The sequence below is a fragment of the Microbacterium sp. ANT_H45B genome, assembly GCF_008369345.1.
GTDB lineage: Bacteria > Actinomycetota > Actinomycetes > Actinomycetales > Microbacteriaceae > Microbacterium.
The window spans coordinates 632,126-654,918 of sequence record NZ_VOBK01000002.1 but is presented as its reverse complement, the minus strand read 5'-3'; the positions used below and the strand labels follow the sequence as shown (position 1 = coordinate 654,918).

Annotated in this window: 18 protein-coding genes; 13 read left to right on the top strand and 5 right to left on the bottom strand. The window is 69.0% G+C overall.

The features are described from left to right. The first annotated feature begins 57 nt into the window (after positions 1 to 57). The 7 genes from pyrH to FQ142_RS09590 all read left to right on the top strand — a co-directional run bounded on the left by pyrH (position 58) and on the right by FQ142_RS09590 (position 4,884). On the top strand, positions 58 to 774 hold the full coding sequence (gene pyrH / locus FQ142_RS09620) for a UMP kinase (protein ID WP_045255213.1): 717 nt from the start codon (positions 58 to 60) through the stop codon (positions 772 to 774). 66 nt (positions 775 to 840) lie between these two features. Beyond that, positions 841 to 1,395 carry a ribosome recycling factor gene (gene frr / locus FQ142_RS09615; protein WP_056417204.1) on the top strand — a complete coding sequence of 185 codons (555 nt, stop codon included), beginning with the start codon at positions 841 to 843 and terminating at the stop codon, positions 1,393 to 1,395. A 5-nt stretch (positions 1,396 to 1,400) separates the two neighbouring features. Further along, a complete protein-coding gene (locus FQ142_RS09610) occupies positions 1,401 to 2,555 on the top strand; it encodes a phosphatidate cytidylyltransferase (protein WP_262492114.1) in 1,155 nt (384 codons plus the stop codon). Next, on the top strand, positions 2,555 to 3,139 hold the full coding sequence (locus tag FQ142_RS09605; RefSeq protein WP_149423113.1) for a DivIVA domain-containing protein: 585 nt from the start codon (positions 2,555 to 2,557) through the stop codon (positions 3,137 to 3,139). Before FQ142_RS09610 ends, FQ142_RS09605 begins: the two co-directional genes overlap by 1 nt. 66 nt (positions 3,140 to 3,205) lie before the next feature. Beyond that, the gene (locus tag FQ142_RS09600) at positions 3,206 to 3,868 is read left to right on the top strand and encodes a lytic transglycosylase domain-containing protein (RefSeq protein ID WP_262492113.1); all 663 of its coding nucleotides are present in this window, start codon (positions 3,206 to 3,208) and stop codon (positions 3,866 to 3,868) included. Positions 3,869 to 3,877: 9 nt separating this feature from the next. After that, positions 3,878 to 4,165: a hypothetical protein gene (locus tag FQ142_RS09595; protein ID WP_149423112.1), complete on the top strand. Its 288-nt coding sequence runs from the start codon at positions 3,878 to 3,880 to the stop codon at positions 4,163 to 4,165. Beyond that, positions 4,162 to 4,884: an alpha/beta hydrolase gene (locus FQ142_RS09590; protein ID WP_188042362.1), complete on the top strand. Its 723-nt coding sequence runs from the start codon at positions 4,162 to 4,164 to the stop codon at positions 4,882 to 4,884. Before FQ142_RS09595 ends, FQ142_RS09590 begins: the two co-directional genes overlap by 4 nt. Here the strand turns inward: FQ142_RS09590 and FQ142_RS09585 are convergent. Then, positions 4,881 to 5,942: an AI-2E family transporter gene (locus FQ142_RS09585; RefSeq protein WP_149423111.1), complete on the bottom strand. Its 1,062-nt coding sequence runs from the start codon at positions 5,940 to 5,942 to the stop codon at positions 4,881 to 4,883. The genes FQ142_RS09590 and FQ142_RS09585 overlap by 4 nt on opposite strands. A 181-nt stretch (positions 5,943 to 6,123) precedes the next feature. On the opposite strand from FQ142_RS09585, the gene FQ142_RS17480 reads away from it, so the two are divergent. Both FQ142_RS17480 and FQ142_RS09575 read left to right on the top strand, forming a co-directional pair. After that, the gene (locus FQ142_RS17480; RefSeq protein ID WP_188042361.1) at positions 6,124 to 8,259 is read left to right on the top strand and encodes a glycosyl transferase; all 2,136 of its coding nucleotides are present in this window, start codon (positions 6,124 to 6,126) and stop codon (positions 8,257 to 8,259) included. Positions 8,260 to 8,264: 5 nt separating this feature from the next. Next, positions 8,265 to 9,188 carry a tetratricopeptide repeat protein gene (locus tag FQ142_RS09575; RefSeq protein WP_149423505.1) on the top strand — a complete coding sequence of 308 codons (924 nt, stop codon included), beginning with the start codon at positions 8,265 to 8,267 and terminating at the stop codon, positions 9,186 to 9,188. Positions 9,189 to 9,249: 61 nt separating this feature from the next. Here FQ142_RS09575 and glgB read toward each other — a convergent pair whose 3' ends face one another. The 3 genes from glgB to glgX form a co-directional block, all read right to left on the bottom strand. Continuing rightward, entirely contained in the window at positions 9,250 to 11,454 is a 2,205-nt protein-coding gene (gene glgB / locus FQ142_RS09570; RefSeq protein WP_149423110.1) for a 1,4-alpha-glucan branching protein GlgB, read from the bottom strand. Next, the gene (locus FQ142_RS09565) at positions 11,451 to 13,526 is read right to left on the bottom strand and encodes an alpha-1,4-glucan--maltose-1-phosphate maltosyltransferase (RefSeq protein ID WP_149423109.1); all 2,076 of its coding nucleotides are present in this window, start codon (positions 13,524 to 13,526) and stop codon (positions 11,451 to 11,453) included. Before FQ142_RS09565 ends, glgB begins: the two co-directional genes overlap by 4 nt. A 64-nt stretch (positions 13,527 to 13,590) precedes the next feature. Beyond that, positions 13,591 to 15,663, bottom strand: a complete 2,073-nt coding sequence (glgX, locus tag FQ142_RS09560; protein WP_056417231.1) for a glycogen debranching protein GlgX — start codon at positions 15,661 to 15,663, stop codon at positions 13,591 to 13,593. 94 nt (positions 15,664 to 15,757) lie between these two features. Between glgX and FQ142_RS09555 the strand changes: the two genes are divergently transcribed. Genes FQ142_RS09555 through FQ142_RS09540 form a run of 4 tightly spaced genes read left to right on the top strand, consistent with a single transcriptional unit; the run spans position 15,758 to position 20,856 of the window. Further along, positions 15,758 to 16,933 carry a cysteine desulfurase family protein gene (locus FQ142_RS09555; RefSeq protein WP_149423108.1) on the top strand — a complete coding sequence of 392 codons (1,176 nt, stop codon included), beginning with the start codon at positions 15,758 to 15,760 and terminating at the stop codon, positions 16,931 to 16,933. 9 nt (positions 16,934 to 16,942) lie between these two features. Next, a complete protein-coding gene (gene mnmA, locus FQ142_RS09550) occupies positions 16,943 to 18,040 on the top strand; it encodes a tRNA 2-thiouridine(34) synthase MnmA (RefSeq protein ID WP_149423107.1) in 1,098 nt (365 codons plus the stop codon). A gap of 42 nt (positions 18,041 to 18,082) precedes the next feature. Next, positions 18,083 to 20,398 carry an NAD-dependent DNA ligase LigA gene (gene ligA, locus FQ142_RS09545; RefSeq protein ID WP_149423106.1) on the top strand — a complete coding sequence of 772 codons (2,316 nt, stop codon included), beginning with the start codon at positions 18,083 to 18,085 and terminating at the stop codon, positions 20,396 to 20,398. Next, positions 20,395 to 20,856 (top strand): hypothetical protein, encoded by a 462-nt coding sequence (locus tag FQ142_RS09540; protein ID WP_149423105.1) that lies wholly within the window; start codon positions 20,395 to 20,397, stop codon positions 20,854 to 20,856. Before ligA ends, FQ142_RS09540 begins: the two co-directional genes overlap by 4 nt. Positions 20,857 to 20,905: 49 nt before the next feature. Here the strand turns inward: FQ142_RS09540 and FQ142_RS09535 are convergent, their stop codons facing one another. Further along, complete coding sequence (locus FQ142_RS09535; protein ID WP_262492112.1) at positions 20,906 to 22,750, bottom strand: DEAD/DEAH box helicase; 1,845 nt, start codon at positions 22,748 to 22,750, stop codon at positions 20,906 to 20,908. Positions 22,751 to 22,793 lie beyond the last annotated feature (43 nt).

Sequence of the window (22,793 nt, the reverse complement as noted above, 5' to 3'; positions counted from 1 at the left end):
ACCCCTTCTTCATGCCCACAAGGCACTATCTTGAATCGGGACGAGAGGAACACCCCCATGACCGAAGGCACTGGACGCCGTCGCGTACTTCTGAAGCTCTCCGGCGAGGCGTTCGGCGCCGGCCAGCTGGGAGTCAACCCCGACATCGTCAGCCAGATCGCGCGCGACATCGCCGCGGCGGTCGATCGTGTCGAGATCGCCATCGTGGTCGGCGGCGGCAACTTCTTCCGCGGCGCCGAGCTCAGCCAGCGCGGCATGGACCGCGGTCGCGCGGACTACATGGGCATGCTCGGGACCGTGATGAACGCCCTCGCGCTGCAGGACTTCCTCGAGCAGGCCGGTGCGCCGACGCGCGTGCAGTCCGCGATCTCGATGACGCAGGTCGCTGAGCCCTACATCCCTCTCCGCGCCGAGCGCCACATGGAGAAGGGACGCGTCGTGATCTTCGGCGCAGGAGCGGGGCTTCCGTACTTCTCCACCGACACCGTCGCCGCGCAGCGTGCCCTCGAGATCGGTGCGCAGGAGGTCCTCGTCGCCAAGAACGGCGTCGACGCGATCTACACGGCGGATCCCAACAAGCACGCGGATGCCGAGCGCATCGAACGGGTCACCTACCGTGATGCTCTCCAGCGCGGTCTGAAGGTCGTCGACTCGACCGCGTTCAGCCTGTGCATGGACAACAACATGGACATGCGCGTCTTCGGCATGGAGCCCGCGGGCAACGTCACGCGCGCACTGCTCGGAGAGCCCATCGGAACTCTCGTCACGTCCTGAGCGCCTGCGGATGCCCGGCGTCCGCGACCGATAGAATTTCAGAACACCCCGACGATAGGAGTCACCGTGATCGCGGATGTCCTCGCTGAAACAACCTCCCGTATGGCGCGCGCCGTCGAGGCCGCCAAGGAGGACTTCTCCACGGTCCGCACCGGCCGCGCCAACCCGCAGCTCTTCCAGAAGGTGCTCATCGACTACTACGGGACGCCGACTCCGCTCTCGCAGCTCGCCTCTCTGGCGAACCAGGAGGCGCGCACGCTCATCATCACGCCGTACGACAAGTCGGCGCTGAAGAGCATCGAGCAGGCGATCCGCGACATGCCCAACCTCGGTGCGAACCCGACGAACGACGGCAACCTCGTGCGTGTGACCATGCCCGAGCTCACCGCCGACCGTCGCAAGGAGTACGTCAAGCTCGTGAAGACCAAGGGCGAGGACGCGAAGGTCCACGTCCGCGGCATCCGCCGCAAGGCGAAGGACGAGCTCGATGCTCTCAAGAGCGAACTCGGTGAAGACGAGATCGCTCGGGGGGAGAAGGAGCTCGATGCCCTCACGCGCCAGCACGTCGACCTGATCGACGACGCACTCAAGCGCAAAGAGGCTGAGCTCCTCGAGGTGTAGGCGGCATGTCCGACGATCCCACCGCTGACGACACCGACACGCCGCCGATGCGCCGCGAGGTGCGCGATTCGGCGACCCCGAGTGGCGGCGGACCCCTCGCGGACGGGGCGTTCCCGGCGTTCGACCCCGCAGTGGTGCCGCCCCGGCCGCCCGCACCCGCGGTCTCCGCTCCGGCGGCTCCCTCCTCCTCGATCCCGTCTTCGCTCGACACCGCCGATCACAACGCGATCAGGGAGCAGTGGCGCGCGGCCAGGGATGAGCTGGGCACGCACGTGTCGAACGCCCGTGGTCAGCTCGATCAGGCCAATGAGCGCATCAAGGAGCGCACGGGCCGCGACCTGATCCTCGCGATCCTGATCGGTCTGGCGTTCGGTGCCGCGCTGCTCGCATCGCTGCTCTTCATCAAGGTGCTCTTCGTGCCCTTCGCTCTGGCAGCGGCACTGCTCGGCGTCTACGAGCTGTCGTTGGCGCTGCGAGGTTCAGGACGTCGGATCGACGTGGCGCCGCAGTTCGCGGCAGCGACGATGATCGTGCTGTCGGCGTTCTTCCTCGATCTGTGGCTCGTCTGGATCGTCCTGTTCCTCGCCGTCGCCTTCGTCATCGTCTGGCGCCTGGTCGGGCAGATGATCGCCGCGGACGGTCGGACGTACGGCGACGTGCTCGGCGACGTCGTCATCGGCGGCTTCGTGCAGATCTACGTCCCGTTCCTCGCCGCCATCGCGCTGATCCTCCTCAAGCAGGAGGACGGGCAGTGGTGGGTGCTGAGCTTCATCGCCATCGCCGTGGCCGCGGACACGGGCGCGTATGCGGCCGGCCTCGCTTTCGGACGGCATCCGATGGCTCCGAAGATCAGCCCCAAGAAGACCTGGGAGGGCTTCGCCGGTGCCGTGGTCGCGTCGGTCGCGGCCGGAGTGCTCCTCGCCCTCTTCCTGCTGCACCTTCCCTGGTGGATCGGCGTGATCTTCGGCGCGGCGATCCTGCTGTCCGCGACGTTGGGCGACCTCGGCGAGTCCATGCTCAAGCGGGATCTCGGGATCAAGGACATGAGTTCCTGGCTCCCCGGCCACGGCGGACTGCTGGATCGCCTCGACAGCATCCTGCCGTCGACGATCCCGGCTCTGTGCCTCTACTTCCTCTTCTCCTCCTGGACGGTGCTCTGATGGTTGACGATGTCGAACGGGTCGCTGACGGTGCCGAACAGGCGCTTCCGGCATTCTCGGTGACGAGCGGCAGAGTGCGCGGATACCACCGCGCCGCCGTCGACACCTTCCTCGCCGCAGCGCGGACGGCGTTCGAAGCGGACGGCGACGACCTCAGTGCCGCCGACGTGCGCGTCGCCTCGTTCCCCCTGGTCAAGAACGGCTACGTCGTCGCCGAGGTCGACGCCGCTCTCGGTCGTGTGGAGGACGCTCTTGCAGCACGCGCACGCGAACGCGCAGTGCGTTCCGCGGGGGCCGGCGCCTGGGTGGAGCAGGCCCGAGACGAGGCTCAGGTCATCCTGGATCATCTCGCGCGCCCGGCGAAGCACCGCTTCGCGCGGACCGGTGTGCTCACCTTCGGCTACCGGATCGATGAGGTCGACCACGTCAGCGGACGGATCGCCCGGTATCTCCGCGACGGAGAGCCGCTGACCGCCGAGCAACTGCGGTCCGCGGCGTTCCGGATGCAGCGGGGCGGGTACCGCGAGGAGCAGGTCGATGCCCTGCTCGACGCGGCCGTCGACGTGATCCTGGCCGTTCGCTGAGCGTTCTCGTGGCCTCTTCGGAGCGCACCGGGTAGACTCCCCTCTATCGTGAACTCCCGAAACGACATGACCCCCCTCCGCGACGACGTCTCGCCGATGCCTGCATCAGCGACTCTCTCGGCGCGCTCGGGCAGTCGTCGACGTAGTGTGGTCGGGTTCTTCAGCGCTCTGGCGGTCGTGGGTTTCGCCGCCGCCATGGTCGCTCCGACGGGCGTGGCGCTGGCTGAGCAGCCCCTGGCCGAGGGGCCGGAATCCGCATACGCAGCGGCGCTCACCGAGACGCAGAACCTCACCGTGACGGTCGAGGGCGCCGAGATCGCTCCGATCCAGCGCGGCACCTTCTCGGTGTACGTCACACCGAAGCCGACCCCGACGCCCACCCCCTCGACCGCCTCCTCCGGTGACTCCGGCTCGGGCTCGGGAGGCGGCGGACCGCTCTTCTACACCGGCGGCGGCGCTCCTGCGGAGTGGATGGCTGCGGCCGGAATCGCCGAGTCCGACTGGGGCTACGTCGACTACATCGTCTCGCGAGAGAGCGGGTGGAACCCGAACGCGACGAACAAGTCGTCGGGTGCCTGCGGTCTCGTCCAGGCTCTCCCGTGCAGCAAGGTGCCGGGCAACGGCTACGACCCTGTCGACAACCTTCGGTGGGCGACGGGATACGCGACCGGTCGGTACGGCAGCTGGGCCGGCGCGCACGCGTTCTGGACGAACAACCACTGGTGGTGAGCGGCCGTCATGGCCCGCTCCCGCAGACGCCGTCCGTCGCGCCCGGACGCTGAGGATTCGCTCGACCGCCTGCTCGCCTCCTGGAAGCGCTCCGAGGTGCGCCGCGGCGCGCAGTGGACGGTGCAGCCGGTGTCGGCGGCACAGGCGCTCAAGGAGTACATCTGCCCGGGGTGCGGACGCACCGTCGCGCCGGGCACGGCCCACCTGGTCGTCTGGCGCGCCGATGGCGTACTGGGCGACGCGGCAGATCTCGCCTCCCGGCGACACTGGCACACACACTGTTGGAGGATCGCATGAGCATCGAGATTCGTGGACCGCTCGAGCTTCCGGCTCGACGCGAGGACATCGTCCTGGAGACGGCCGACGGGCTGAGCCTCGTCGGCGAGCTGGCGATGCCGGAATCGTCGTCGGGCCCGGTGGCGACGCTCGTCACGCTGCATCCGCTGCCCACCGCCGGTGGCTTCATGGACTCCCACATCATCCGCAAGGCGGCGGCACGTCTCCCGGCACTGGCGGACCTCGCCGTGCTGCGCTTCAACACCCGGGGCACCACCTCGCCGCGAGGCACCAGCGACGGGGCGTTCGACGGGGGAGCGGCGGAGCAGTTCGACGTGGCCGCCGCGATGGACTTCGTGCGCGAACGCGGCTTGCCTCGTCCCTGGTTGCTCGGTTGGTCGTTCGGCACGGAGCTCGCGCTCAAGTACGGGCGCCAGCACGACGTGGAGGGCATCATCCTCCTCTCGCCTCCGCTGCACCGTGCGACAGCCGCAGAGGTCGCGGCGTGGGCGGATTCGGACGTCGACGTGGTCGTCCTCGTGCCTGAGCTCGACGACTACCTCCGCCCGCCCGAGGCCCGGGAGCGCTTCGCCTCCATCCCGCACGCGACACTGATCGCGGTCGAGGGCGGCAAGCACCTGTGGGTGGGGGAGAGCCAGACGCGCCGCGTGCTGACGGAGATCGTCGCAGCGGTGAATCCGACGGCGCTTCCGCTGCCGACCGAGTGGCCGTCGGCCTAGAGCTCGTTCATCCGCGGGATCAGCACCTGGCGGTAGAGGATCAGGATGCTCGCTGCCACCGGGATGGCGATCAGAGCGCCGAGAAGGCCCAGCAGGCTTCCACCCGCGAGCGCCGCGACCACGACGACCGCGCCAGGCACGGAGACGGCCCGGCTCATGATGCGCGGCGAGATCACGTACGCCTCGATCTGCATGTAGATGAGGTAGTAGACCGCCGCGGCGATCGCGGTGGCCGGTGAGCCGAGGCCCGGGATCAGGCACACGAGCACGATGATCGTCGAACCCGTGAGTGTTCCCACGAGCGGGATCAGAGAGAAGAAGAAGGCGACGACGGCGAGCACGGCCGGGAACGGCGCATCGATGATCGTGAGGAAGATCATGCTCAGGATGCCGTTGATCACCCCCTGCGTGACCTGCCCCATGACGTAGTAGCCGACGGAGTCCGTGATCTGCTCGGCCAGGTCGATGAAGCGCTCCCGCTTCGACGCGGGGGCGAGCTGGTAGACAGCGCGCTTCAGCGACGGAGTGGAGGCGGTCAGATAGATCGTCAGGATGAGGACGATGAACGCGCCGAAGAGCCCGCTGACCACGGCGCCGCTCGCCGCGAGAACGCTCTGGCCGATGGATCCGCCGATCTGCGCGAGGTTGGTCTCGAGCCAGTTCGTGACGTAGGCGAACACCTCATCGACCTTCAGGTTCGGGAAGGTGTCGACCATCCACTGCCGCAGATCCTCGAGGAAGGTGCCGCGCTGCACGATGGCCGTGATCTGGGCGATGAGCTGCGAGATCTGGTCGACCAGCACCGGGATGACGATCAGGATGATGCCGGCGAAGATGCTGAGGACGCCGAGGATCGTGATCAGCACCGCGACCCAGCGAGGCAGCTTCTTGCGCTCGAGGAACGAGACGAGCGGATCGAGTCCCAGGCTCAGGAAGAGGGCGGTGCCGACGTAGAGCAGCACGGTCGACAGACTCTCGACGCTGCCGATCAGCAGGATGCCGAGTCCCACGCCAAGCGTCGCCACCAGGGCGGTGCGGAACGGGTTGTGGATCTTCATCGCGGCTCCTCGGGAATACGGGTGCTGCAAGGCTATCGAGCGCACCGGGACTCGCCGACACGACGTGCCGCGCGACCGGGTGAGGCATGCCCTCGTGGGCAACACTCAGGAGCTTTCGCTAGTCTGAAACGTCGAGTGTTGCGACTCGGGTGTGCGCCCGCGTCGTGTGAGGAGACTATTCGTGCGTTTCGTATGGGCCGTCGTGGCCTTCGTGCTGGCCGCGGGACTGATCGCTGCAGGCATAGCCCAGCGAACCATCTTCATGGGTCCGTCGATCCAGGAGGCGGCGGTCGCCGTGGAAGAACCCGCCCCGTATGTGCTGCTGGACGGCGACGTCCTGCGTGAGCACCCGGGCGCTCAGACCCTCCTCGTCCGTGGTGACGGCGACATCTTCGCGGCGTATGGCAGGACCGCCGACATGGAGGCGTGGCTCGCCGGTTCGTCGTACAACCACGCCTCGGTCGGCGCGGACGGCGACATCGACGTCGCGTTCGTCGACGCCGCAGAGCCGGAGGATGACGGAGGCGACACGGCGGGGGAGACCCCGGCCCCGGAGGAGACCCCTGCGGTGGAGGAGACTCCCGCACCCGAGGAGTCCGCTGCCACGGAGGAGACTCCCGCCACCGAGGAGACCCCCGCGGCAGAAGAGACGCCGACCACCGAGGAGGCTCCCGCGGAGGAGGCTCCGGCGGCGGAGACCACGACCGGACGCAGCCCTGTGGGCTCCGACCTCTGGCTCGACTCCTTCACCGACACCGATTCGCTCATCGCCGACATGCAGCTCCCGGAGGGCGTGAGCGTGATCATCGCGCGCGACGGCACCGCAGACGCACCCGAGGACATCGCGGTCTCCTGGCCGCTGGACACGTCGACGCCGCTCGCGGGGCCGCTGCTCTCCGCCGGAGCCGCGATGCTCCTCGTCGGCCTCGTCCTCTACGTCCTGGCGATCCGCCATCAGCGCCGCGGTCGCGGTCCGCGCCGCAAGGGCCCTGGCCCTCTTCCCCCCACGGAGCCCATCGACATCGCACAGCTTCCGCCGGCGGAGCGTGCGGCGATCGAGGAGACGCCGTCGGCGCCCGCGCCGGACACCTCGGCGCCGGACACCTCGGCGACTGACGCTCCGGCACCGGACACCTCGGCGACTGACGCTCCGGCACCGGATGGGAAGCCCGCGGACGCGTCGGCCACGCCCGGCAGCGACACGTCCGGCAGCGATGTCCGCACCTCGGAGCGACGCGCATCCGCACCGGCACGCCGGCGACGTCTGCTGGCTATCCCGGCGATCGCTCTGACCGCGCTCATCGCGACCGGGTGCTCGGCCGAGTCCTGGCCGCAATTCGGTGAGGGCACCCCGTCGCCGTCGCCGACCGCGACGATCATCGCGCCGGAGAACCAGAAGCCGCCGGCCGTCACCGAGGCGCAGGCGAAGCGCATCCTGCAGGAGGTCTCGGCCACGCTGTCCGACGCGGATGCCGCGATGGACATCGATCTGGCGGCCACGAGGCTCGACGGACCGGCGCTGACTGCTCGCACGACCGAGTACGCGCTGCGCACCGCTCTGCCCGACACCACCCCTCCCGCGGCGATCCCGACCGATGAGGTCGAGGTCGTGCTCCCCGAGGCGACCGACCGCTGGCCGCGCACCGTGCTGCTGCTGTCCAAGAGCAGCGGGGACGACACGATCCCGCCGGTCATCCTGACGATGACGCAGCAGGACCCGTGGTCGAACTACAAGGTCGACAACATGGCCGAGATGTCGGCGGACGCCGCCTTCCCGAAGGTCGCCGCAGCCTGGCTCGGCACGTCGCTCATCCCCGACGACTCCGCATTCCTGAGCATCCGACCCGCCGACCTCGCGACGATGTTCGCGGATGCGGTCGACGAGGGCGAGCAGAGTGCGTCGTACGGACAGTTCGACGAGCTCTCGCAGAACCTCGCGCAGTCGATCCGCGACAGCCGACAGTCTGTGGTTCAGAACCTGGCGGACAACGGCGCGGCCGAGACCAGCCAGACCTCGTTCGACATCGTGCCCGCGGATCCCGCGCCGGTGTCGATGGCCACGCTCGACAGCGGTGCGATCGTCGCGGTCTCGCTCATCGACACCGAGTCGGTGACGCCGACCTCTGCCGATGCGGTCATCCGCTTCGGCGACAACGCCCAGGCGAAAGCGCTGACCGGGGTGACCGAGTCCGCCAAGGGCGTCACCACCAAGTACGAATTCCAGTTGTTCTTCTCCGTCCCCGCCCAGGGTTCCTCTGAGCAGATCCGGCTTCTCGCCGTGCGCCAGGACCTTCTCTCCGTCGAGGTGATCAAGTGACCGAAATGTCTCCCGCCGCTCTCCGAAATGCTGTCGACCTCTCCTCCCTCCGCAATCGTCCCGCGGCTCCCGCGCCCGGCGCGCAGCCTCAGACAGGGGCGCCCATGGCCGATGTGGTCGTCGACGCGACGGACGAGTCGTTCGGCCAGATCCTCGAGCTGTCGCGCACCGTTCCGGTGGTCGTCGACCTCTGGGCGGAGTGGTGCGGACCCTGCAAGCAGCTCAGCCCCATCATCGAGAAGGTCACGCGCGAGCTCGGCGGCAAGGTGCTGCTCGCGAAGGTCGATGTCGATGCCAACCCGCAGCTCGCTCAGGGGTTCCGTGCGCAGTCGATCCCCATGGTGGTCGCGCTGATCGCGGGTCAGCCGGTCCCCATGTTCACCGGAGCGGTGCCGGAGCAGCAGGTGCGCGAGGTGTTCGCGCAGCTTCTGCAGCTCGCGGCCCAGAACGGCGTCACCGGCTCGCTCGATGTGGGAGCGCCCTCCGAGCAGCCTGACGTGCCCGAAGAGCCGCCGATGCCGCCGCTGCACGCGGAGGCGTTCGCCGCGATCGAGATGGGCGATTACGCGGCCGCGATCGTCGCCTACGAGAAGGCGCTCGCGGAGAACCCCCGCGACGAGGATGCCATCGCGGGACTGGGGCAGGTGCGTCTGCTGGAGCGCGTCCAGAAGCTCGACCTCCAGGACGCACGGGCCGCGGCGGCAGCGGATCCGCTGGACATCGCGGCGCAGTTCGACGTCGCCGACCTCGATCTCGCCGGCGGACACGTCGACGATGCCTTCGGTCGGCTGCTGGACCTCTTCGCTCAGCTGCCGTCGGACGAGCGCACGCCGGTGCGCGAGCGCCTCGTCGAGCTCTTCGGGCTCATCGGCGTGACCGACCCCCGAGTCGTCACGGCGCGCAACAGGCTCACGTCACTGCTTTTCTGAGGCGTCCGCCGCGCGGGCGACACTCGGCATCTGCCGATCAGCGTCCGTGCGGCGCAGACGGTCACCCGTGGGTGATCGTCGGGACGTGCGGCTCTCCCTCGTAGCGCAGCCAGATCGTCGACAGCGCGGGCAGCGTCATGGTCGCGGACGCGACGCCGTCGCCGTCGTCATGAGCGACGACCATCCCGAGATTTCCCGAGCCCCGTCCGCCGTAGGCGGCAGCATCCGTGTTGAGGATCTCCTGCCACACCCCGGCTCCGGGGAGGGTCAGGCGGTATCCGCTGCGCTCCAGGCCGGCGAAGTTGCTGATCACGGCCACCCGACCGCCGTGCGCGTCGCGGCGCTCGAACGCGATCACGTTCGGATCCCAGCTCGGTGCCCCGAGCCGCGAGAACGAGGATCCGTCGCTGTCGCGCTCCCACAGCGGCGCCTGCGCGCGGTAGGCGCGGTTGAGTTCGCCGACGAAGCCCTGCAGCTGCGCGTGCGAGGGCTGATCGAGCAGCCACCAGTCGAGTTCGCGAGACTCGGACCATTCGCCGAGCTGCCCGAACTCCTGACCCATGAAGAGGAGCTTCTTGCCGGGGTGCCCCCACATGTACCCGAGGTACGCCCGCACATTCGCGAGCTTGTGCCAGTGGTCGCCCGGCATCTTCGAGACGAGGCTGCCCTTGCCGTGCACGACCTCGTCGTGGCTGATCGGCAGCAGATAGTTCTCGCCGAAGGCGTAGACGAACGAGAAGGTCATCTCGCCCTCGTGGTGCGCCCGGTACATGGGATCGCGCTCGATGTACTGGAGCGAGTCGTTCATCCAGCCCATGTTCCACTTGAAACCGAACCCCAGGCCCGCGTGATCGGTCGGGGCGGTGACACCGGGGAAGCTGGTGGACTCCTCCGCGATCATCAGCACACCGGGGTGCACGCGGTATGCGGTGGCGTTGACCTCCTGGAGGAACCGGATGGCCTCGAGATTCTCCCTGCCGCCGTGGATGTTCGGTTCCCATTCACCGTTGTTGCGCGAGTAGTCGAGGTACAGCATCGATGCGACGGCATCGACACGGAGCCCGTCGACATGGAACTCGCTGAGCCAGAACAGTGCGTTCGCGACCAGGAAGCCCCGCACCTCGGCGCGGCCGTAGTCGAAGATGAGCGTGCCCCAGTCCTGGTGCTCGCCGCGGCGCGGATCCGGGTGCTCGTACAGGGGCTGTCCGTCGAACCGGGCGAGTGCGAAGGCATCCTTGGGGAAGTGCCCAGGAACCCAGTCCATGATCACGCCGATGCCCGCCTGATGCAGGCGGTCGATCAGGTATCGCAGATCGTCGGGGCTGCCGAAACGGCTCGTGGCGGCGTAGTACCCGCTCACCTGGTAGCCCCAGGAACCTCCGAACGGATGCTCCGCCAGAGGCATGAACTCGACGTGGGTGAAGCCGGTCTCCGTCACGTGCTCGATCAGCGGATCCGCCGCATCACGGTAGCTGAGGCCGCCCCGCCAAGATCCCAGGTGCACCTCGTAGACCGAGAGCGGCTGAGCGACCGCGTGCGTCGCCGCACGCCTCGTCATCCACGCACCGTCCGACCAGGCGTACGTCGACTGCGTGATGACCGAGGCGGTCTCCGGCGGGACCTGCGCGGCCTGCGCCATCGGGTCCGCCTTGAAGATCCAGGAACCGTCTCTGGTGCGGATCTCGTACTTGTAGGTCGTGCCCGCAGCGAGGTCGGGGACGAACAGCTCCCAGATCCCGCTTCCGCCCATCGAGCGCATCGCGTGGGACTCGCCGCTCCAGCCGTTGACGTCGCCGACGACGCGCACCGCGGTCGCGTTCGGAGCCCAGACGGCGAACGCCACACCGGACTCTCCGTCGACCACGCGCGGGTGGGCGCCGAGTGCGTCCCACAGCCGTTCGTGGCGTCCCTCCGCGATCAGATGCAGATCGAGCTCTCCGAGCGTGGGTCCGTGCCGGTACGGGTCTCCGGCGAGTGTCTCCTCGCCTCCCGCATAGGCCGTGGCGAGACGGTAGGCGACAGCTGCCCCGGCATGCTGAGCCTCCCAGATGCCCTCTGCGACGTGGGCGAGCTGCAGGCGCGAGCCGTCCTCGAACACCGCTGCGACGGACTCGGCCAGCGGCCGCCGCGCGCGGATGACGGTGACGGTGCGTCCGCTCGCATCGGTGGCCGGGTGCGAGCCGAGGACGGCGTGCGGGTCGTGGTGGCTCCCCGCCGCGACCGCGGTCCATTCCGACCTCGTCGTCGTATCTTCTGCGTGGCTCATGCTCGGCTCCTCACCTTCAGGATGTGCACCGGCTCGGCGAAGGCGTCGAGGCGCACGTAGTTGTGATCGGCCCAGGTCCAGACAGCTCCGGTGAGCAGATCCTCGACCTCGAAGGTCTCGCCAGGCTCGACACCCCAGACGGTGGTGTCGAGATGAACGGTGGTCTCCCGCACCGAGTGCGGGTCGACGTTGGCGATCACGAGGATCGTGTCGGGGGAGCCGGTCCCGGTGAACGTGGCGTCCAGATGCTTGCTGTAGACGAGCACGGCATCGTCGTCGCTCCAGTGCACCGAGAGGTTGCGCAGCTGACGCAGCGCGGGGTGGGTACCCCGGATCTCGTTGAGCCGGCGCAGCAGGGGCGCCAGTGAGTCGCCCGCGGCCTCGGCACCTTCCCAGTCCCTGACCTTGTACTCGTATTTCTCGTTGTCGATGTTCTCCTCGGAGCCCGGGCGGGCGACGTTCTCGAAGAGCTCGTACCCCGCGTACACGCCGTACACGGGGGAGGCCGTCGCGGCGATGCACGCGCGGATGCGGTAGGCGGCCCTCCCGCCGAACTGCAGGTACTCGGTGAGGATGTCGTGGGTGTTGACGAACAGGTTCGGCCGCATGTAGTCGCTGGTGTCGTGCGAGACGCTGGAGAGGAACTCCTCGAGCTCCGCCTTCGTGTTCCGCCACGTGAAGTAGCTGTAGCTCTGCTGGAACCCGACGGCGGCCAGCGCCCGCATGACGGCGGGGCGGGTGAATGCCTCGGCGAGGAAGATGACGTCGGGATCCACGGCGTTCACCGTGGCGATCAGCCACTCCCAGAACTGCAACGGCTTGGTGTGCGGATTGTCGACACGGAAGATCTTCACGCCCTCGCGCACCCAGTGCTGGACGATCCGCAGCATCTCGCGGTAGATGCCCTCAGGGTCGTTGTCGAAGTTGAGCGGGTAGATGTCCTGATACTTCTTCGGAGGGTTCTCCGCATACGCGATCGTGCCGTCGGGCAGCGTCGTGAACCACTCCGGGTGCTCTGCGACCCACGGGTGGTCGGGCGAGGCCTGCAGCGCCAGGTCGAGGGCCACCTCGAGCCCCTCCGCCCGAGCGGCACGCACGAACGCCCGGAAGTCGGCGGGCTTGCCCAGGTCGGGGTGGATGGCGTCGTGACCACCCTCTGCGGCGCCGATCGCATACGGCGAGCCGGGGTCGGCGGGCTCGGTGGTGAGCGTGTTGTTCCGTCCCTTGCGGTTGGTCACGCCGATCGGGTGCACCGGAACGAGGTAGATCACGTCGAAGCCCATGGCCGCCACCGCGGGCAGGCGCTTGGCTGCGGTACGGAACGTGCCGCTCTTGATCGAGCCGTCCTTCAGCCGGCGCGCGCCCTCGGAGCGCGGGAAGAACTCGTACCAGGCACCCACGCCCGCCGCGGTGCGCTCGACCAGCAGACGGTGCGGGGCAGAGACGGAGCGCAGGGAGGTCAGCGGCCGGTCGGCGAAGATGTGCGCGAGCTCCGGGTCGGTCGACACGGCGATGGTCGTCGCGGCGTCTCCGTCGGCGAGCGAGGCGGCGACGCCGGCCAGCCTCTTGCGCTGCGCCGCGGGCCGGTCCTTCTCCGCAGCGGCGCGGGACAGCAGCTGGGCGCCCAGAGCAGCCATCACCGGCACATCCACACCTGCCGCAACCTTGAGCTCGGCGGCGTGGGCCCAGGTCGCGAAGTCGTCGGCGAATCCCTCGAAGCGGAAGGACCAGTCGCCCTGCACGTCGATGGCGACGTCGGCGGCCCACCGATCGGTGCCGTCGAGCAGCGGCGTGAGACGGTGCAGACTCTCGTCGCCGTCCGGCGCGGTAAGACGCAGGTGCACCCCGATGATGTCGTGGCCCTCGCGGAACGACACCACGCTGAACGGCACGACCTCGCCGACCACGGCCTTGGGCGGGAATCCCTCGGGGACGCGGGGGCGGGCATCCAGCAGCGGGATCCTGGTCGTGCGGAGGCCCTCGCCATCCGATATGGCGCCGACGGGGCGCAACGGGATCTGAGACGGGCTCCGGAGAGCATTCGGACGGATGCTGCTTGTACGTGCGGCCACTCCCCGAATGTACCGCCCCGGACGCACAGCGGGTAGCGCGCCGACGGCTCCGGCGCGCCGCACGTCACTCCACCCGGAACAGTCGCATCGAGGTGCCGGGGATGGGCAGGATGTGCCCGGGGGCGAAGGTCTCCTCGACGGTGCTCGGACGCTCGTCGGCGCTCGACCACAACGACACGAAGCGCGTCGCATCCTCGAGGTCTTCCGGCAGTCGCACGTCGATCGGGGACTCCGTGCCGTGCACGATCAGCAGGATCCGGTTCGCCTCTTCGCGATCGGGCGTCGACGCCGCGACGTACTGCAGCGTGCGGTTGCCGGGGTCGGTCCACTGCTCGCTCTCCATCGTCTCGCCGTTCTGGTCGAACCAGTCCATGACGGAGGCGTTGGGGATGTGCTCGCCCAGACGCGCGTACCGGCTGGGCCGGAGGGCGGGATTCTCCGATCGCAGTCGGATCAGCCGCGCGACGTGCGCGCGCAGGTCGTCCTGCCACGGCTCCGGTTCCCAGCTCAGCCAGGTCATCGCGGAGTCCTGCGCATAGGCGTTGTTGTTGCCGCGCTGTGTGCGTCCGACCTCGTCGCCGGCCGTGAGCATAGGGATGCCCGCCGACAGCAGCAGCGTTCCCAGCAGGTTCCGCAGGGCCTTGCGGCGAGCGGCGAGGATGGTCGCATCGTCGGTCGGGCCCTCGATCCCGTGGTTGAACGCGCGGTTCATGTCAGCGCCGTCGCGATTGTGCTCGCCGTTGGCCTCGTTGTGCTTCACGTCGTAGGACACGAGGTCGTGCAGGGTGAAGCCGTCGTGCGCGGTGACGAAGTTGATGCTGGCGAGCGGACCGCGCTCGTCTGCGAAGGTGTTCGAGGATCCGGCCAGTCTGGTCGCGAACCCGCCGACCCCGACCGGGGCGGAGGCGCGGCGCGCGTAGTCGATGTCGCTCAGCCAGAAGTTCCGCACGCGATCGCGGTAGCGGTCGTTCCACTCCATCCAGCCGCGGGGGAAGTTCCCCGTCTGCCAGCCGCCCATGCCCACGTCCCACGGCTCGGCGATGAGCTTGGTGTCTTTCAGGATCGGATCGTTCGCGATGGCGGTGAGCAGCGGATGATCCGGGGTGTACGTGTGCGCGGAGTCACGGGCGATCGCCGCCGCGAGGTCGAACCGGAACCCGTCGATCTGCATCTCCTCGGCCCAGTAGCGCAGCGAGTCGAGGACCAGTCGGGCGCCTGCGTCGGTCGAGGTGTCGAGCGTGTTGCCGCATCCGGTGGTGTCGATGTAGGCGCCCGAGGCGTCCTGCCGGTAGTACGCAGCGTTGTCGATGCCGCGGAAGCTCGAACGGGGTCCGCCGAGTCCTTCCTCGGACGTGTGGTTGTAGACCACGTCGAGGATGACCTCGAGGCCCGCCTCGTGCAGCAGCCTGACCATGCCCTTGAACTCGGCGAGGACGGCTTCGGGGCCGCCCTTGCGGGCATCCTCGGTGGCATAGGCGTTGTGCGGGGTGAAGAAGTTGAGGGTGTTGTACCCCCAGTAGTTCGTGAGGCCGCGTTCGAGCAGACGGGGCTCGGGCACGAAGGCGTGCACCGGGAGCAGCTCGATCGAGGTGATGCCCAGCTCGTGGAAGTACTCGATCATCGCCGGGTGGGCGAGACCCGCGTAGGTGCCGTGCAGGGCCGGCGGGACATCGGGCTGCCGCTTGGTGAGTCCCTTGAGATGTCCCTCGTAGATCACCGTGCGATCGAGGGGGATGCGCGGCTTCGCCGACTGCCCCCAGTCGAATCCGTCGACGATGACCACCGACCGCCACTCCTCGTACCCGTCTCCCTGGGCGAGACCCCGGGCGTAGGGGTCGAGCAGCAGGGTCTCGGGGTTGAACGTGTTCCCGGGGCCGTGGGGGCCGCCGACCCTGATCGCGTAGCGTGTGCCCGGCTGCAGCAGCTCCGTCGTGACCTCCCACACACCGCCGGGGAGTCGCTCGAGCGTCGCCTGATCGACCACCCAGTCGAGGTCCGTGGCGTCGAAGACGACGAGCTCGATCGACGAGGCGTTCTGCGACCAGACGCGGAGCGTGCCGACGCCGTCGTGGAGGCGGACGCCGAGGTCGTCGAGTACAGGACCGCCGGGCACGGTGAAGTCTCGGTTCGCGGGCATGAGTACACCTTAGAGGTCCGGGCCATGGTGCCAGGACAGGGTGCGCCGGGGTGCCTGCGAGCCGGGAGCCCCAGAAATGCGGGAGAGTGGAGGGATGCAGCACTATCTCGACCACGCGGCGACCACACCGCTGCGCCCCGAGGCGCGGAGCGCATGGCTGGCCGCGAGCGAGACGGTGGGCAACGCGTCGTCCACCCACGGCGCGGGCCAGGACGCGCGGCGACTTCTCGAGGAGTCGCGCGAGCGTGCGGCGGCAGTGCTCGGCTGCGATCCCATCGAGGTCGTCTTCACCTCCGGGGGCACCGAGTCGATCAACCTCGCGGTGCAGGGGCTCTGGCATGCGCGCCCCGTGGACACCGATGCCATCGTGATGCCGGATGCCGAGCACCATGCGACCGTGGACACGGTCGAGGCGCTGCTCGCGGCGGGGGCGACCCTGCGCGCCGTCCCGGTGGATCGCACGGCCGCGATCGATCTGGGCGTCTTCTCCGCTCGGCTGCCCGGCGCGGCACTGGCCACAGCGCTGATCGCCAACAACGAGGCGGGGACGATCAACGACGCGGCCGCGCTGGCGGCCGCGGCGGCCGCGGCGCGGGTCCCGCTGCACCTCGATGCGGTGTCCGCGCTCGGGCACGTCCCGCTCTCGTTCCGCGGGCTGCGCGGCGACGCGCCCGACGCCGCAGGTCTCGTCGCGATGAGTGTCGCCGGCCACAAGATCGGCGCCCCGGCCGGAGTGGGCGCGCTCGTCGCGGCACGGACGGCCCGTCTCGCCGCGATCCTGCGCGGAGGCGCGCAGCAGCGTGGTCTGCGTGCGGGGACCCAGGATGTCGCCGGTGCCGCTGCGTTCGCCGTCGCGCTGGAGCTCGCCGAGGCTGAGCGGGAGGCCGAGCATTCGCGACTGCAGACGTTGCGGGATCGTCTGATCGACGGCATCCTGCACCGCGTGCCGCAGGCGCGGCTCCTGGGCGATCCCCACGAGAGGCTCCCCGGCAACGCGCACCTCCTCTTTCCCGGCGCCGTCGGCGAGAGCCTGCTCTTCCTGCTCGACATGGCCGGCATCGCTGCGTCGACCGGATCCGCCTGCCAGGCGGGAGTGGCGGAGCCGTCGCACGTGGTGATGGCGATGGGGCGCAGCGAACAGGACGCGCGCAGCGTCCTCAGGTTCTCCCTCGGGCGCACGTCGAACGATGACGACATCGATGCGGTGCTCGACGCCATCGCCGATGCGTACTCGCGCGCATCCGGCTCCGGCTCAGCCGAGCGCTCGTAGACTGGCAGCATGAGGATTCTTGCGGCCATGAGCGGTGGCGTCGACTCGGCCGTCGCGGCCGCCCGCGCCGTCGACGCCGGCCACGACGTCGTCGGCGTGCATCTTGCTCTCTCGCGTGCCGGCGGCACGCTGCGCACCGGAAGCAGGGGCTGCTGCACGATCGAGGATGCGCTGGACGCCCGTCGTGCGGCTGATCTGCTCGGCATCCCGTTCTACGTGTGGGACTTCTCCGAGCGCTTCCGCGACGATGTGATCGCCGACTTCGTGTCGGAGTATCAGGCGGGTCGCACTCCGAATCCCTGCATGCGCTGCAACGAGAAGATCAAGTTCGCCGCGCTGCTCGAGCGCGCGATCGAGCTGGGCTTCGACGCGGTCTGCACCGGGCACTACGCCACCCTGATCCCGACGGACGCCGGCCTCGAGCTGCACCGCGCGGCCGACAACGCGAAGGATCAGTCGTACGTGCTCGGAGTGCTGACGGCCGAGCAGCTCGCCCACACCTACTTCCCGCTCGGCACGACGCCCTCGAAGGCCGTCGTGAGGGCGGAGGCCGCGGAGCGCGGGTTGACCGTCGCGCAGAAGCCCGACAGTCACGACATCTGCTTCATCCCCGACGGCGACACCCGTGGCTGGCTCGCCGAGAAGGTCGGCACGGCGACGGGCGAGATCGTCGACCGTACGGGCGAGATCGTGGGGTCGCACGAGGGCGCGCATGCGTTCACCGTGGGTCAGCGTCGAGGACTCAAGCTCGGAGTTCCGGCGGCGGACGGCAAGCCCCGGTTCGTGCTCGAGGTGCGACCCGTCTCGAACACGGTCGTGGTCGGTCCGAAGGAGGCGCTCGCGATCCGCGAGATCTCCGGTGAGCGATTCAGCTGGGCCGGGGCGGCTCCGGTGGAGTCGGAGTTCGAGTGCGAGGTGCAGATCCGCGCCCACGCCGAGCCCGAGCCCGCCCGCGCCTTCGTGTCGTCCGACGGCGTGCGCGTCGAGCCGGAGCAGCCGCTCAACGGCGTCGCACCGGGGCAGACCGCCGTGCTCTATGTCGGCACCCGCGTGCTCGGTCAGTTCACGATCGACCGCACGGTCTCGGCGGTGCCGGTCGACGCGTAGTGCCTCCCTCGGGATGTCGGTGGCCGCTCGTAGACTGGGGTAGTGCCGGAGAACATCTCGCTGGAAGACGCCCGTATCGAAGCCGAGGAGCTGACCACTCGCATCCTCGATGCGAAGGACGCGTACTACGGGCGCGACACCTCCGTGGTCGACGACGCCACCTACGACGGCTGGATGCACCGGCTCGAAGAGCTCGAGCGGCTGCATCCGGAGCTGCAGGGCCAGGATTCTCCCACCCAGATGGTCGGCGCAGCCGAGGTGACGGGACTCGCGACCATCGAGCACGCCGAGCGCATGCTGAGCCTCGACAACGTGTTCTCGATCGACGAGCTCCGTGAGTGGGCCGCGAAGACGCGCGCCGCGGCAGGACGAGATGTCGACTGGCTGACCGAGCTCAAGATCGACGGACTCGCGATCAATCTGCGCTATGAGAACGGGGTCCTGACGTCGGCGGCGACGCGGGGCGACGGCCGGGTCGGCGAGATCGTCACCGAGAACGCGCTGCGTCTTCCCGAGATCCCCCGGGAACTCCGCGGAGACGGTCATCCCGAGATCGTCGAGGTCCGCGGCGAGGTGTTCATCCCCGTGGCCGCCTTCGAGCGGCTCAACGCCGCTCAGGCCTCCTTCCGCGACAGGGCGTATGCCGAGGCACGGGCCCGCTGGGAGGTCAGGGGCGGGGCGAAGAAGCCGTTCGATGAAGAGAAGGCTCGCACCGCGGCGGCCCGGCGCTTCCCCTCGTTCGCGAATCCGAGGAACGCGGCGAGCGGCGGTCTGCGTCAGCAGATCGACAAGAAAGACGGACTCGAGCTCGAAGCGGGGATGCTGCGGATCGAATCCCTCGCGCTCTACGTGCACGGCATCGGTGCATGGGAGAACCCCCCGGTGGCCGCGCAGAGCCAGATGTACGACACCCTGTCCGAGTGGGGGCTGCCCACGAGCCCGCACACCAGGGTCTGCACGAGCATCGACGAGGTCGCGGAGTTCGTCGAGTACTTCGGAGAGCACCGGCACGACATCGAGCACGAGCTCGACGGCATCGTCGTGAAGGTCGACGAACTCTCCCTGCACGATGAACTGGGAGCCACGAGCCGAGCGCCGCGCTGGGCGATCGCGTACAAGTACCCGCCCGAAGAGGTGCAGACGAAGCTCCTCGACATCGTCGTGTCCGTCGGGCGGACCGGGCGGGCCACTCCCTTCGCGGTGATGGCTCCCGCGCACGTCGCGGGGTCCGTCGTCAGACAGGCGACACTGCACAACAAAGACGTCGTGAAGGCGAAGGGCGTGCTGATCGGCGACACGGTCGTGCTGCGCAAGGCGGGCGACGTGATCCCCGAGGTCCTCGGACCGGTCGTCGAGAAGCGCGACGGCACCGAACGGGAGTTCGTGATGCCGGTCGACTGCCCCGAGTGCGGCACGCCGCTGCGTGCGATGAAGGAGGGCGACATCGATCTGCGCTGCCCGAACGCGCGCTCATGTCCCGCCCAGGTGCGCGGGCGCGTCGAGCACATCGGATCGCGCGGCGCTCTCGACATCGAGGCGCTCGGCGAGGTCACGGCGGCCGCGCTGACGCAGCCCACGTCACCCGTCACACCCCCTCTCGAGACCGAGGCGGGGCTGTTCGCACTGACCCTCGACGAGATCGTGCCGATCGAGCTGTTCGTGCGCGATGCCGAGACCGGGCTCCCCAAGGAAGACGACGACGGACTGGTGAAGACCAGGGCGCCGTTCCGCCGCAACCCGACCGCGGCCGAGAAGAAGTCCGGCCTCGAGGGGCCTCAGCCCTCGTCCCAGGCGCTCACGCTGCTGGCGGAGCTCGAGAAGGCCAAGACGAAGGATCTCTGGCGTCTTCTCGTCTCCTTGAACATCCGTCACGTCGGCCCCGTCGCCGCGCGTGCGCTCGCGCAGTGGTTCGGCTCGCTCGACGCCATCCGTGCGGCGTCGCGTGAGGATCTCGCGGCGGTCGAAGGGGTCGGCGGCATCATCGCGGATTCGCTGCTCGCCTGGTTCGACGTGGACTGGCATCAGGAGATCGTGCGGCGATGGGCCGAAGCCGGCGTGCAGTGGTCGACCCCCGGGCACCCGGGGCCCGGCGCGGCGGTCGTCGAGGGCGGTGTGCTCGAGGGACTCACCATCGTGGCGACCGGGTCGCTCGACGGCTACACCCGCGACGGCGCGCAGGAGGCCATCATCAAGGCGGGCGGTAAGGCCGCGTCGAGCGTCTCGAAGAAGACGGACTTCGTGGCGGCTGGGCCGGGGGCCGGCTCGAAGCTCGGCAAAGCAGAGGAGCTCGGCATCCGCATCCTCGACGCCGCGCAGTTCCACATCCTCGTGACCGAAGGGCCGGACGCGCTCGGATGAAGCGCTACGGACCGCTGATCGTCGTTCCCGGCGCGCTGGCCATCGGCGATCCCGGCAGGCACCACCTCCGGCTCACGCCGGATGCGGTGCTGTTCCGGAGGGGTACGGAGGACACCGGGACGGTCGCCTGGTCGCAGGTCGATCGAGTGATGCTCGATGTGCCGACCACACGCTTCCGGCTGCCCGGCCTCGCCAGCACCCTCGTGATCGGCGCTCTGACGTTCCTGACTCTCGACAGTCTCGATCTCGACCCCGACGACGGATCGATCGAGGTGACGATAGGGGGCGAGCCGACCACAGGGCCACTCAGTCGCCATCATGTCGGCGGCTATTGGGCGCCCACGGTCGACGGGGCGCACCGACTGCTTCGGCATCTCATCGCGCATCCCGAGCAGCGCGCGCTGCTCGCACGCCCGGAATCGCTTCTCGACGTCGCAGCCAAGCTCGCACGCAGATGACCCCCGGGCTGAGCCCGAGGGTCATCTGCACAGCGGCTACGGCAGGCGGTCAGGCCTTGTGCCGCGGCTTGCGGAACGGCTTCTCGTCGCGGTCGCCCCGAGAGGGACGCTCGTCACGGTCGTAGCGCGGACGCTCGTCGCGACGCTCGAACCCGCCACGCGCACCGTCACGAGGGCCGTCGGTGCGTCGCGCCCCGGGCCCGCGGTCGGGCTTGATCTCGATGAGGCGTCCCGAGATGCGGGTGTCCTTCAGCTTTTCCAGCACCGACGAGTCCATGTTCGCGGGCAGCTCGACGACGGTGAAGTCCGGGCGGATGTTGATCGCTCCGAAGTCATCGCGGCCGAGGCCTCCCTCGTTCGCGAGCGCGCCGACGATCTGACGCGGCTCGACCCGGTGACGGCGTCCGACCTCGATGCGGTACGGCGCGTAGTCACCGCGCCCGCGACGCTCGCGCGGCTCGCGGGTCTCGCGCCGATCGCCGCGGCCGCTGTTCTCACGCGGCGGACGATTGTCGTACTCGACCGCCTTCGACAGGGGGTCGTCGGCGGGGTCGAGGAGCAGCGGAGTGTCGCCCTGCGCGACGACCGCGAGAGCGGCAGCCACATCGGCCTCCGGCACGTCGTGATTGCGCACGTAGTGATCGATGACGTCGCGGAACTTCTCGATGCGCGCGGCATCGCCGAGAGCCGCTGTGATCGCGTCATCGAACCTGGTGAGACGTGTGGTGTTCACGTCGTCCAGAGTCGGCAGCTGCATCTGCGTGGGCTGTTGACGCGTGGCCTTCTCGATGGACTTCAGCAGGTAGCGCTCACGCGGCGTGATGAAGCTGATCGCATCTCCGCTGCGGCCGGCGCGTCCCGTGCGACCGATGCGGTGCACGTAGGACTCGGTGTCCGTCGGGATGTCGAAGTTGACGACGTGGCTGATCCGCTCCACGTCGAGACCACGCGCCGCGACATCGGTCGCGACGAGGATGTCGAGCTTGCTCGCCTTGAGCTGGTTGACGCTGCGCTCGCGCTGCACCTGCGGCACATCGCCGTTGATCGCGGCAGCGGAATATCCGCGGGCGCGGAGCTTCTCGGCCAGCGTCTCGGTCTCGTTCTTGGTGCGGACGAACACGATCATCCCGTCGAAGTTCTCGACCTCGAGGATGCGGGTGAGCGCGTCGACCTTCTGCGCGTACGACACCACGAGGTAGCGCTGGGTGATGTTCGTGCCCGTCGCGGTCTTCGACTTGATGCTGATCTCTTCCGGCTCGCGCAGGTACTTCTGTGCGAGGCGGCGGATCTGCGGGGGCATGGTCGCCGAGAACAGGGCGACCTGCTTCTCCTCGGGAGTCTGCGCGAGGATCTGCTCGACGTCCTCGGCGAAGCCCATCTTCAGCATCTCGTCGGCCTCGTCGAGCACAAGGTACTGCAGCTGGGACAGATCCAGCGTCCCCTTGGCGAGGTGGTCCATGATGCGGCCGGGGGTTCCGACGATCACGTGCACGCCGCGGCGGAGCGCCGAGAGCTGCACGCCATAGCCCTGTCCGCCGTAGACGGGGAGGACGTGGACGCCCTTCATCTTCGAGGCGTACGACTCGAAGGCCTCGCAGACCTGCAGGGCGAGTTCACGGGTCGGTGCGAGCACGAGGGCCTGCGGGGTCTTCTGCGACACGTCGAGGCGCTCCAGAACGGGGAGCGCGAAGGCCGCGGTCTTTCCCGTTCCGGTCTGCGCCATGCCGACGACATCGCGTCCGGACAGGAGAGTCGGGATCGTCGCGGCCTGGATGGGGGAGGGGGTCTCGTAGCCGAGGTCCTTGATGGCCTTGAGGACGGGGCCGGTGATGCCGAGCTCCTCGAATCCAGGGGTCTCGGGGGCGTCGGTGGGCACAGCGTCTTCAGGAGTCACTGACCAAGGGTAGCGCCTTCCGAGTTCCGGCGCCTGTGAGGGC